This window comes from Exiguobacterium sp. s28 (assembly GCF_018618135.1).
Classification (GTDB): Bacteria; Bacillota; Bacilli; order Exiguobacteriales; family Exiguobacteriaceae; genus Exiguobacterium; species Exiguobacterium mexicanum_A.
This window is the reverse complement of sequence record NZ_JACSLL010000004.1, coordinates 185,225-196,608: the sequence shown is the minus strand read 5'-3', so window position 1 is coordinate 196,608 and position 11,384 is coordinate 185,225. Positions and strand designations below refer to the sequence as shown.

Sequence of the window (11,384 nt, the reverse complement as noted above, 5' to 3'; positions counted from 1 at the left end):
ACCTCCTCATATGTATTGGGGCTGTTCATTCAACCCGGCTGTCTCGTTTAATCCAAAGCGGACGTTGGCGTTTTGAATCGCTTGTCCGGCCGCACCTTTTTGCATATTGTCGATGACCGAGATGATGGTCAATCGATTCGTTCGTTGGTCGAGATACACCCACAAGTCACAGTAGTTCGACCCGACGGCCGTCCGAATCTCCGGTTCGCCTTGTTGCACCCGGATGAACGGTTCGTTCGCGTATGCCTGTCGCAATACGTTCACCCAATCCGCTTCGCTCTGCTCGATTGTCGGGACAACGCTCATCGTCGCCATAATGCCTCGATTGATGGGCAACAGATGAGTCGAGAGCGACACGGTCGCTTGCCTCCCACTCACTGCATAAAGCGTCTGTTCAATCTCCGGGATGTGTTGATGCGTATGAATTTTATAAAGTTGCACGTTTTCGTTGGAGCGGGCATGGTGCGTCTTGGCACTGAGCCCTTTCCCAGCACCCGTGATGCCAGAGCAGGCCGAGACGATGATTTCGTTCGGGTCGATCCATCCTCCGTTCACGAACGGGAGCAAACCAAGGGCGACCGCCGTGGCGTAACACCCGGGATTGGCAATCCAGTCGGCCGACCTTACAGCGTCTCGATTCCATTCCGTCAATCCGTACACGGCCTGCGCTTGAAGTGATACCGGCACGGCCGGTTTGCCGTACCACGTCTCGTAGCTCGATTCCGGCAGACGTAAGTCTCCGCTCAAATCGATGACGACTCCTTCATACTCCGTCAACTGCGCCACATATTGCGCCGACACCCCGCTCGGCGTCGCTAAAAAGATAACGTCGATGTCGTTCAATGCGCCCACCTGGAACGGCTCGAGCGTCAAATCTTCAATCTCTAACCACGGATACAGTTGCGCGAGCGTCAATCCGGCGCTCGAATCGCTCATCGCCCGGACGAGCGTGAACTCGGGATGTTTCCCGATGAGCTTCAACAGCTCCATCCCGGCGTACCCCGTGACGCCGACGATTCCACAAGTGATCATCTGTCGAACCCCCTTAAAAGAATAAATCGATTAAAACATACGTATATTTATACTGTCAATTGTATTTTTATACAAGTTGAACAGAGAAGTGTTTGCCAGACCATAAAAAAACGGCCCGGCGCAAGAGCGCCAGACCGTGATAGATTGATTAAATTTGATTTTTGTGACGAGCATCTTGGAGCGCGTCGACCAAGTCTTTCACATCTTCGACGAGATTTTGAATCGTGTCTTGGTTTTCTTCGTAGAGCGCCTTCAAATCCATGACGCGATCTTTCAAGCTCCCTTTCGATGAGGCTTGAAGGCCGACCGAATGGCTTTGTGTTGACGCATCCTTCGACTTGAGTCGTGATTTCATATGTTTGAGCTGTCTGACTTGTTGTTCGCGCGTCTCTCTGTGGAGAAGCGATGCCCCGGCTCCGATGACGGCACCTGCGGCCATTCCCATCCAGAAGTAGTTCTTGTTCATAAAAAATCCTCCCCTAACATGACGTTATGTTTATTATAGGTCATCCGCTTCATCGACGACATAGTGTTTTATGATTGGACCGGCTCCTTTTTGTTCGACGGCTTCTTTCAGCCATTCTTGGAACAAGACATAGTCGGTCGAATCACGGAAACGATTTCCGCCCTCGGTGAATTGGATGAAGATAATCCCGTGGTGATCGTCCGGGTCGACACCGAGCCGATAGGCGGCAAAACCGCTATGGCCAGACCCAAGACGTGATTTGTCTTTCAACAAGCGATGGAACAAGAGCGACCGGGCGTTCGAATCGACCGGAATGTTCGCATAGACAATATTCCCTCTCGAGGCGAATTGTCCTTCCGCTTCTTCGATTTGAAACGTCTTCCCGCTTTGGAAGGGAGACTTATCGCCTTCTGCGAGCAAAATCGTCTCGGTCCCGTTGGCGACAAGGATACCGGGTTGTTGACGCAATCGTTCAGCGACAGTTCCTGAGGCAAACGTCATGAACAGTTTAGACAAGCCCCTCACACCCTTTCGCGAGCATGATGTCTTTCTCCGTGATTCCACCTTCGTCATGCGTGGACACGGTCAATGTGACGTTCCGATACTCAATCAAGATGTTCGGATGATGATTGAGCTCCTCCGCCAAATCAGCGACGAGATGGACGAACTGAATCGCCTCTGGAAACGTCTCGAGCCGATACGTCTTTTGTAATTCCCCTTCAACAACATCCCAGCCATTTAAGCGGGATAGTTGCTCTGACAGTTCGGTTGATGACAGCAGCATGTGCTGATTCCCCTTTCGCAAACGGTTCTTCTTACACCTAGTACCCGACCCCGATCAAAAATAATCTTTTTCGCATCACGCAAAATGATTTAGAATAAGAAGGATAGCCAACTATTCTTTACATGAGAGAGGAGAGCTCCCCATGCGCGCATTGATCGTGATCGATTACACGTTTGATTTTATCGCAGATGCGGGTCGTTTGACTTGTGGAAAACCAGGGCAAGACATAGAAGAACGAATTGTCCAGTTGATCGAGGAGTTTGCGGACGAGGATTATGTTGTCGTCGCGAACGACGTGCATGACGCCGGTGATACGTATCATCCTGAGACGACGCTCTTCCCGCCCCACAATATTCGCGGTACAGAGGGCCGTGAATTATACGGTGCCGTCAAAACCGCGGCGAGCCGGGCCGATCATTGGATCGATAAGACACGCTATAGCGCCTTTGCCGGCACAGACCTCGACTTGCGCTTGCGCGAACGGGCCATCACAGAGATTCATCTCGTCGGTGTGTGCACAGACATTTGTGTGCTTCATACCGCTGTCGACGCTTACAACCTCGGCTATACAATCGTCGTCCATGCCGATGCCGTCCAAAGCTTCAACCCAGTCGGACACGCTTGGGCGCTCGAACATTTTGTCACGACCCTCGGAGCAACGGTGACCGGGAAGTGACGTAAAACAGAAAGGATCGATTATGTTACATCGCAACCTAGCACTTCACACAGACTTATACCTCCCACGTTGGATGTATATCTATTGGAAACAAGGCCGTCACAACGAACGAGTCGTGTTTGACCTATACTATCGCTCAAACCCGTTCAGCGGAGGGTACGTCGTCTTCGCCGGCCTCCAAAATATCGTGCATTATTTAGAGAACGTCTCATTCACGGAAGAAGATATCCGCTACTTGAAACAGCAACTCGACTTCGAGGACGAGTTCGCGGACGTACTCCGTAACTTCAAGTTCACGGGCTCGCTCTATAGTGTCCGCGAAGGAGAAGTCATCTTCCCAAACGAACAAGTCGTCCGCATCGAATCGACAATTTTTGAGGCGAAGCTGTTCCAGACGGCGCTCTTGAACATCGCCAACCACGAGTCACTCATCGCGACGAAATACGCGCGCATCCGCCAAGCTGCGCCGAACGAGACACTACTCGAAGGCGGTGCTCGTCGCGCCCAAGGCGTCGATGCCGCTTACTACGGAACACGGGCCGCCTATATCGCTGGTTTCGACGTCACGAGCTTGGTTTCGGCCGGACGTGATTTTGACGTCCCGACCGGCGGAACGATGGAGCACGCCGATATCCAGTTCCACGATGACGAACTCGAGGCATTCCGCTCGTTCGCCTCGATGTACCCGGACAATACGAGCCTGTTGATCGACACGTACGATACGCTCAAGTCAGGTCTCCCGAACGCGATCACGGTCGCCAAAGAACTTGAAGCGAAAGGCTACCGCTTGAAGTCGGTCCGACTCGACTCGGGTGACTTGGCCTACTTGTCGAAACGGGCCCGAAAAGCATTGAACGCGGCCGGACTCGATTACGTCAAAATCGTCGTCTCGGGCGACCTCGATGAGTACGTCATTCAAGACTTGCGGATGCAAGGAGCTGAAGCCGATACGTTCCTCGTCGGGACACGCGGCATCACGGCCTATGAGCAACCTGCCCTCGGCATGGTGTACAAGCTCGTCGCTCGAGAAGGCGCCGACGGGCAGCTGAAGCCGGTCATCAAAGTCTCGTCTTCGAAAGTGAAGACGACGACACCGCACAAGAAAGAATTGTATCGCATCATCGATAACGAGACCGGGAAATTCAAAGGGGATTATATCGCCCTAGCTGACGAGCCGGTTGAGACGTATAACGAAATCGACTTGATTGACGTGCGCGACCCCGCGTTCCGCATCAAGACACGTAACTTTAGCGTCAAACGTTTGCTTGTCCCGATTTTCCAAGACGGCGAACGCGTATATGAGTTACCGAACGCGAAAGAAATCCGCACGTATCATCACGAGCAGATGAACGGTCTGTGGGAAGAGTACAAACGCCTCCGCTTGCCGGAAGTGTATTCGGTCACCTTCAGTAAACCGCTCTGGGACTTGAAACTCGAAATGATTCGTCAAACACGGGTTCCGAAATAAAAACAAGAGGCTGCGGATTTTTTTCCGTAGCCTCTTGTTTTATGCCGTCGTCATCTCATTCGCATGGATTTTATCTTCTTTTCTCCGAAAGTAAAGTGCGATTGAAAGAGAGATCAAAATCAATATGAAGTAAACGGTCCGTTGCCAAAACGTCGCTTCCGTATCCCCTTGGAACAACGCGATGATATAATCACTCCCGCTCACGAAAAATAATCCCGCGAGCAAGAGAAAGATTCGATATCCGGCCCGACTCCGCTCCTGCTTTACTTTGAAGAAAAGGACACCATAATAACCGATTGCTAGAATCGCGATATACCCGATTATGCCAACAACCCAACTCATCTTGATGCCTCCTTGTCCTCTATTTTTTACGTCGCTTCCCCGCTATCGTAACACAATCTTCGAACCAGACTATGTTAAGATGGATTAAAGAAAATGTGGAAGGGATCGATACGATGAAAACGTTCCGCCTAGTCCAAGTTCGCCTCGTCCAAGACGAGTATGGCAACGAGTTGAACCTCCCCGTCGAACTGCTCGATGGGTTGATTATCTCGAAAGAGCATGACAACGAATGGCTCCTCGAGATGCTCGTTCCGACCGAATTTGCCGTCACGCTTCATCACTATTTGAATAAGCGAATCCTACTCCTTGCCGAAGCCGTCATCACGTCACCGGCGAACCGCCCGGCCGCACTCGCGCTGACGTTCACGAGCGAACGGTCGCTCAGCGACCACCACACATTCGTCGCGGAAGGGCTCATGCTGATGCCGAAACAAGACCCGACCAAGCAAGTGCTCGATTCGTTGATTTCCGAAGGCGTGGCGAACGCCGAACTCAAACCGTCCTTCTTCGAAAAACAAGTCGAACAGCAGCAGTCGTTCAGCCGCTCCGCCTTCACACAGCTCGTCAAGACAGGATCGTTCGAATAAGTCGAACGGTCTTGTTTTTCTTTCCCCGTTTTTATAAATAACTCAACCCAAAAAGGCGAAGAAATTTCTTCGCCTCAAATGTAGATGAAAAACAAGATGACCATCATCGTCATCCCGACAACTTTGAGCACCGTGCTGCCGAGGAAAGCGAGTACGGTCCCGACACCGATACTCCACGCTTCACGCGTCGACTTCCCGAGCGTGAGTTCCGCTAAAAATGCGAAGATGAACGGGAAGATGAGTACCCCGACGAGCGGGAAGATGAACGGTCCTGCAATCAAACCGATCGTCGCTCCCCATTTCGCCCGTTCAGAACCGCCTCGTTTATCGACCGTAGCCCGGGTGACGATATAGTCGACCACGAACAGGAAGATCAAGAACAAAATCTGCCAGAGCCAAAATGTCCACGTGAGCGGCTCGAACGAGAAGCCGAAGCCGTAAATCACATAACCGATGAATAAGAACAAGACGCTCGGGATGACCGGATAAATCAATCCTGCGAACGCGACAATAAATGATGCGATGATGAATATCCAGAGCAATGTCGTCATGAGCTTCTCCTCACTTTGCGACGATCACATTCGTAATATGGTCGGCGACATTGACCGCCTTGACCACGAACTGACCGTCTTGATGTTCGATATAGTTCGAGCAGGCGTTACGCATGGCATGACGGAACGTATACGTGTCGTCAATCGCTGATAGCGCGGCTTTAATCGCATGCGAATGGCAGACGACGATGACACGTTTTCCGGCATGTGTCTCGACGATGTCGTGCATGCCACTCAAGACGCGGGCTCGCATCTCGTCTTCGGACTCGAGGCCAGGTACGCGGTCTTGGTCATCGGCTTGAACAGCCTCATAGATGCCCGGTACCGGTTTTCCCGACGCGGCCCCAAATTCACGCTCGATGAAACGTTCGTCTTGAATGATGTGTGCTTCGTCGATGCCGCACGCCTCCGCGATGTAACGCGCCGTGTCGACGGCCCGTGACAACGGGCTCGCCACGATGACGTCCCACGATTCTTGACTTAAAAAGGCCGCACTCTCTTCGGCCTGCCGATGTCCGAGTGCGTTGAGCGGGATATCTTCCCGTCCTTGAATGATTTCTTGAAAGTTCCAATCGGTCTGACCATGTCGGACCAAGCATAGTTCTGTCACGCGAGTCACTCCTTTTTGATTCCTAAATCCTACCCCATCGTACCATCTCTGTGAAAAAGCGCAACGTCACATCATCGCGTCATCGATGAAACGGTCGATGCGGGCCATGAGCTGCGGCTCTTTAATCGGGTTGTCGGATTGGAGAAAACTCGCTAACGAATGCGTTCCGTTCGGGAAAGAAATCAATTGTACGTTTGCACCGACCTCGCTCGCATGTTCGACGAAGTGGAGCGCCTGTCCGAACGGGACGATCGGGTCTTTCTTTCCATGCAAGATGAGGATAGGCGGGGCATCGTCATAGAGATGCGTGACCGGAGAGCACTTCACCATCAGTTCACGCCACGCTTCGCGGCTCCCCTCATAAAATTTCAAATGCGCGAGCCACGTCTGGATGAACTTGAACAATAAGAAGTTCGTCGGCGGATAGAGCGCGATGACTCCTTTGATTGGCGGGACGTCATCTCCAAGTTCACCGGTGAACTGTTTGCTTCGATCGAGCGCCGTCGCTAAAACGAGGGCCGCACCCGCCGAGTCGCCCCAGACGATTAACCGGTTGATGTCCAAGTTGAGCAGACCGTCATGCTGTTTCAGATAACAAAGCGCATCGGAGACGTCGATGATGTTGTCCGGGAAATAGACCCCGTCCTCGAACAACCGATAGTCGATGCTGATGACCGCGAATCCTTTGGCGAGAAAATGGTCGAGCAACGGATGGAACAACGTCACCATTCCTCGATTCCCGCGCACGAAAGCTCCCCCATGGGCATACACCGCGACCGGGAACGGTCCATCCCCTGGTGGATAATACACGTCAAACTGGAGCGGACGGTCGTCGACAATCTTGTACGTGTGCGTCCGGCGTTTCCGGGTCGAAGGACGCACCGGTAACTCGGGCTCTTGCCAACGCACGAGCGATCCATACTGGTTCCATACGCTGGCTCCAGCTGCCGTGGCGGCCGCGAGTGCCGCCCCACCAACGAACCAGGCGGTCTCCTTTCTCATATACATCCACTCCTCGTTCTTTTTTTAATCATATTCCCTTTTTCTCGAAAAACCATCCATCTGAAGTCGGACTTGACGTGCACGGATTCGCCACCTATAATATAACTCGCAGTCACAGAACGTAACGGTTACGATTTAAAGGTTCACATAGAGAGGACAGGTGGAAGAGTTCATGAATAAAAAGTTATTAAGTGTCGCCGCTGCCGGCACACTTCTATTAGGTGGATGTGCAAGTAATGAAGAGAGCGGTACGACGGAGGAGACGAGCGACCAGTTGACCGTCTACGCGTCAACGTTCGCCCTGAAATCATTCGCCGAGGAAATCGGGGGCGATCGCGTCCGTGTCGAGATGGTCATCCCGCCTGGCGCTGATCCCCATACGTACGAGCCGACCTCAAAGCAGATGACCGACATCGCCGAGGCGGACTTGTTCTTGACGGTCGGCCATGACCTCGAACCATACGTCGAGTCGATGGAAAAGAGCTTGGCCAATGAGAACGTCACGTTCGTGAAAACGGCCGAGGACGTCACACTCCTCTCGGCAGAAGACACGGTCCACGTCCATGGTGAGGACGAGCATAGTGAGGACGAGCACGGACACGAGGAAGATGACCATGCCGAGGAAGAGGCCGGTCATAGCGAAGATGATGGCCATAACCACGGCCAGTACGACCCACACGTCTGGCTCGATCCAATGAATGCCGTCTCGATGGCTGAAGCGGTCGAAGCGGCATTCAGCGAACAGGCCCCTGACTATAAAGATGAGTTCGCGGATCGTTTGAGCACCTTCAAAGAAGAGGCCGACACGCTCGACGCCGAGCTCAAAGCAGCAGTCGACGGCGGCTCGAAGTCTGAGCTCCTCGTGACGCATGCAGCCTACGGTTACTTGGCGGAACGGTACGGCTTTGACCAACTTCCAATCACGGGTCTCACACCTGCAGAAGAACCGTCGCAACAAGCGTTGAAGCGCGTCATCGAAGAGGCACAACTTCACGACTTGACGCACATCGCTTTCGAAGACACGGTGACACCAAAAGTCGCCCAGGTCGTTCAAAACGAAATCGGTGCGGAGACGGTGACGATTTACAACTTGGAATCGGTCACGAAAGAGCAAATGGATAAGACTTACTTCGACCTCATGCGCGAGAACGTCAAAGCGCTTGAGACGGCATTGAAATAAGAGTCTCAAAAAAAACAGCTCGGCGCGTTGGCGTCGAGCTGTTTATGTGTGTTCTGGTTCCCGGTCGATTTGTCGAAGCCTCGCCCAAATGACGCCGCATACGAAAATCGGCACCGTCAGCATCACTGTTTGAAGAAGCGTATCGCTCATCACGTTCGTCGGGTACATCAGTTCAATGAACACGAAACAGAGCACCGTCAAACAGAGAAGCGTCGCGAGCAGCTTCTTCAAACTCAGCAATGGATTACGCTCGCGCAGGAAGAGCACACTATTCCCTATGGCGAAACCACAGTTCACTACAATCAAGACATAGAAGATTATCGAGATCGGATGATTATAAGCTGGACCCGTCGAGATGACGTAAAACCATATAATCAAAAATGCAAACACGGTGACGAGATTGATTCGACCTAACTGTTTACGACCTGCCCGATACGCGAAGATTGGGCTTAAGATACCGATGACAAACGTCATTTGGGCAAAGAAATCAAGCATACGTCCACTCCTTGAGAAACCATTTGTAATAGTTTACCAATTTTCAAGTTGTTTTCATAGCCTGTTCATTCATAGTAAATCAACACGAGCTCATCCCGCTCACTCGCCTCTTCACAGAATCGTTTCAACAGCGTCCATTTGAGCCAAACGTCATCGAACCCGTCATGGTCGACGAACGCCATATCGGCCACATCTTCTTTCGTAAATGCGTTCATCGCATCTTTGACGATATGGAGCAACTGCGGCGTCAAAATCCCGACGACGACCGCCTGCTTCTCATTGACAATCAACTCTTCCCCGATGACGGCCATCTCTAAATTATACGTGTCATCCCCATCGATATAAATCTCGATTTGTCCAAGAATCTTTTGGAAGCGTTCGATCCTCGGGAGCGTCAACGTCTCATACGTGTCACGTTGTTGACTGTGCACGTGCAACAGCCAATCTAAAATCATTTCCGGGTCTTGGCCGAACGAGACCCATACTTCCGGGGAAATGCGTATATAGTGTGTCGTCTCCATCATTGAACGCCCCCCTTTTCTTCAGTTTACCCATCTTTCGGGCGCAAAAAAACCGTCTACGCGCTTTCGTAGACGGTTTGTCGTTTATGAACGGATCGTGCCTGTTTTGACTTCTTCTTCTGATTCCCAAGCTTCGATGTACTCGCGACCTGGCAGATCTTCAATCGAATCGGCGTAGAAGACCGGATCTTCACCTTGACGGCGTTGCTCCAAGTAATCGTCGAGGACGAGACGGGCAACTTTTGCGAGGCGGAAAATCGCATACAAGTTGACAAGTGCCATGAGACCCATGAACACGTCCGCGATTGACCAGACGAGACCGGCCGAACGGACGGCTCCGAAGAGGACCATGCCGACGACACCGATACGGTAGAGTGTGACGTAAATCTTTTTATCCGAGATGAACTGGATGTTCGTCTCGCCGTAGTAGTAGTTTCCAAGAATCGAGCTGAACGCGAACAAGAAAATCGCGATCGTGAGGAACGATGTCGCCATCGGACCAATCTCAGCCGTAAGCGCCGCTTGTGTCAATTCAACACCTGCGAACGACTCCGATCCGGCTACACCTGACAACAAGATGATCATCGCTGTCGACGTACAGACGAGAAGCGTATCAACGAAGACGCTGAACGATTGAATCAAGCCTTGCTTGACCGGGTGCGATACTTCCGCTGTCGCCGCCGCGTTCGGGGCAGAACCCATTCCGGCTTCGTTCGAGAAGAGACCGCGACGAATTCCTTGGAGCACCATCGCTCCGATGGCACCGCCGAACAGTTGCTGCAGACCGAACACGCCTTCTGAGAAGATCAAACCGAACACTTCCGGCAACAATGATGCGTTTGAAATCATGACCCATCCTGCGAGCAAGATATAGCCACCGGCCATGACCGGGACGATGATACTCGAGAGCACGGCGATCGACTGAATCCCACCGAAGATGACGATTGCTGTGACGACGGCCAAGACGAGACCGACTGTCGTCGTGCTCACGCCGAACTGATTGCTCATCGAGAGCGAGATTGTGTTCGACTGCACCGAGTTGAAGGCGAATCCGAACGAGAACGTGATGAGAATTGCGAACAAGATCCCGAGCCAACGTTGACCGAGGGCGCGCTCCATATAGTACGCCGGGCCTCCACGCCATGTGCGTCCGTCCCGAATCTTGTAGACTTGTGCGAGCGTACTTTCCACGAACGCCGAAGCCGATCCGATGAGGGCGATGAGCCACATCCAAAAGACGGCTCCTGGACCTCCGAGCGCGATTGCTGTCGCGACACCGGCGATGTTACCCGTTCCGACGCGGGCTGCTGTCCCGATCGCGAACGCTTGGAATGACGAGACTTGGCCTTTTTCACGTTTCATGCCGTCTTTGAACAAGAGGCGGAACATTTCAGGCAACATCCGGAACTGGACAAACCCCATCCGGACGGTGAAGTACAAACCTAAGGCGACAAGGACAACGATTAGCACTGACGACCAAAGCAAGTCGTTGGCTGATGAAACGAGACCTTCTACGAATTTCTCCATCTTTAAATCCTCCGTGTATGTATGAGTTATAAGAAAAAGTTATGTCAACTTTCTTTACATGAGTAGAATTATAGGAAAAACGTCTAAGAATTGCAATCCTTTTCGACAAATTTTACATAGGCTGTCGAACGACAGAAAAAGCG

15 protein-coding genes are annotated in these 11,384 nt (G+C 52.1%); 4 read left to right on the top strand and 11 right to left on the bottom strand.

Annotation, left to right across the window (positions count from 1 at the left end; translation table 11 throughout):
- Window positions 1–6: 6 nt before the first annotated feature.
- The 4 genes from argC to KNP78_RS06895 form a co-directional block, all read right to left on the bottom strand.
- A complete protein-coding gene (argC, locus tag KNP78_RS06910; RefSeq protein ID WP_214823497.1) occupies window positions 7–1,032 on the bottom strand; it encodes an N-acetyl-gamma-glutamyl-phosphate reductase in 1,026 nt (341 codons plus the stop codon).
- A 148-nt stretch (window positions 1,033–1,180) separates the two neighbouring features.
- Window positions 1,181–1,498, bottom strand: coding sequence for a hypothetical protein (locus tag KNP78_RS06905; RefSeq protein ID WP_214709349.1), 318 nt, complete (start codon window positions 1,496–1,498; stop codon window positions 1,181–1,183).
- A gap of 33 nt (window positions 1,499–1,531) precedes the next feature.
- A complete protein-coding gene (locus tag KNP78_RS06900) occupies window positions 1,532–2,014 on the bottom strand; it encodes a hypothetical protein (RefSeq protein WP_251128479.1) in 483 nt (160 codons plus the stop codon).
- The gene (locus KNP78_RS06895; RefSeq protein WP_034780860.1) at window positions 2,007–2,282 is read right to left on the bottom strand and encodes a 4a-hydroxytetrahydrobiopterin dehydratase; all 276 of its coding nucleotides are present in this window, start codon (window positions 2,280–2,282) and stop codon (window positions 2,007–2,009) included. The genes KNP78_RS06900 and KNP78_RS06895 overlap by 8 nt, the downstream gene beginning before the upstream one ends.
- A gap of 142 nt (window positions 2,283–2,424) precedes the next feature.
- On the opposite strand from KNP78_RS06895, the gene KNP78_RS06890 reads away from it, so the two are divergent.
- Together KNP78_RS06890 and KNP78_RS06885 are read left to right on the top strand one after the other, a co-directional pair.
- Window positions 2,425–2,958 carry a cysteine hydrolase family protein gene (locus KNP78_RS06890; protein ID WP_214823496.1) on the top strand — a complete coding sequence of 178 codons (534 nt, stop codon included), beginning with the start codon at window positions 2,425–2,427 and terminating at the stop codon, window positions 2,956–2,958.
- 22 nt (window positions 2,959–2,980) lie between these two features.
- Complete coding sequence (locus KNP78_RS06885) at window positions 2,981–4,426, top strand: nicotinate phosphoribosyltransferase (RefSeq protein WP_214823495.1); 1,446 nt, start codon at window positions 2,981–2,983, stop codon at window positions 4,424–4,426.
- Between the two features lie 39 nt (window positions 4,427–4,465).
- On the opposite strand, the gene KNP78_RS06880 is transcribed toward KNP78_RS06885, so the two are convergent.
- Window positions 4,466–4,768 (bottom strand): hypothetical protein, encoded by a 303-nt coding sequence (locus KNP78_RS06880; RefSeq protein ID WP_021068165.1) that lies wholly within the window; start codon window positions 4,766–4,768, stop codon window positions 4,466–4,468.
- 113 nt (window positions 4,769–4,881) lie between these two features.
- Between KNP78_RS06880 and KNP78_RS06875 the strand changes: the two genes are divergently transcribed.
- Window positions 4,882–5,355: a YwpF family protein gene (locus KNP78_RS06875; protein WP_021068164.1), complete on the top strand. Its 474-nt coding sequence runs from the start codon at window positions 4,882–4,884 to the stop codon at window positions 5,353–5,355.
- A 74-nt stretch (window positions 5,356–5,429) separates the two neighbouring features.
- Here the strand turns inward: KNP78_RS06875 and KNP78_RS06870 are convergent, their stop codons facing one another.
- From KNP78_RS06870 to KNP78_RS06860, 3 genes are all read right to left on the bottom strand, one after another.
- Window positions 5,430–5,906, bottom strand: coding sequence for a DUF456 domain-containing protein (locus KNP78_RS06870; RefSeq protein WP_021068163.1), 477 nt, complete (start codon window positions 5,904–5,906; stop codon window positions 5,430–5,432).
- 10 nt (window positions 5,907–5,916) lie between these two features.
- Window positions 5,917–6,516, bottom strand: coding sequence for a histidine phosphatase family protein (locus tag KNP78_RS06865; protein ID WP_214762437.1), 600 nt, complete (start codon window positions 6,514–6,516; stop codon window positions 5,917–5,919).
- Window positions 6,517–6,582: 66 nt separating this feature from the next.
- Window positions 6,583–7,518 carry an alpha/beta hydrolase gene (locus KNP78_RS06860; RefSeq protein WP_214823494.1) on the bottom strand — a complete coding sequence of 312 codons (936 nt, stop codon included), beginning with the start codon at window positions 7,516–7,518 and terminating at the stop codon, window positions 6,583–6,585.
- A 172-nt stretch (window positions 7,519–7,690) separates the two neighbouring features.
- Here KNP78_RS06860 and KNP78_RS06855 point away from each other — a divergent pair, with 172 nt between their 5' ends.
- Window positions 7,691–8,698 (top strand): metal ABC transporter solute-binding protein, Zn/Mn family, encoded by a 1,008-nt coding sequence (locus KNP78_RS06855; protein ID WP_214823493.1) that lies wholly within the window; start codon window positions 7,691–7,693, stop codon window positions 8,696–8,698.
- Window positions 8,699–8,740: 42 nt separating this feature from the next.
- Here the strand turns inward: KNP78_RS06855 and KNP78_RS06850 are convergent, their stop codons facing one another.
- The 3 genes from KNP78_RS06850 to KNP78_RS06840 form a co-directional block, all read right to left on the bottom strand.
- Window positions 8,741–9,193 (bottom strand): hypothetical protein, encoded by a 453-nt coding sequence (locus KNP78_RS06850; RefSeq protein WP_214823492.1) that lies wholly within the window; start codon window positions 9,191–9,193, stop codon window positions 8,741–8,743.
- A 65-nt stretch (window positions 9,194–9,258) separates the two neighbouring features.
- Window positions 9,259–9,717 (bottom strand): DUF1877 family protein, encoded by a 459-nt coding sequence (locus tag KNP78_RS06845; RefSeq protein WP_021068158.1) that lies wholly within the window; start codon window positions 9,715–9,717, stop codon window positions 9,259–9,261.
- A gap of 81 nt (window positions 9,718–9,798) precedes the next feature.
- Window positions 9,799–11,241, bottom strand: coding sequence for an alanine/glycine:cation symporter family protein (locus tag KNP78_RS06840; RefSeq protein WP_214823491.1), 1,443 nt, complete (start codon window positions 11,239–11,241; stop codon window positions 9,799–9,801).
- Between the last annotated feature and the right edge of the window lie 143 nt (window positions 11,242–11,384).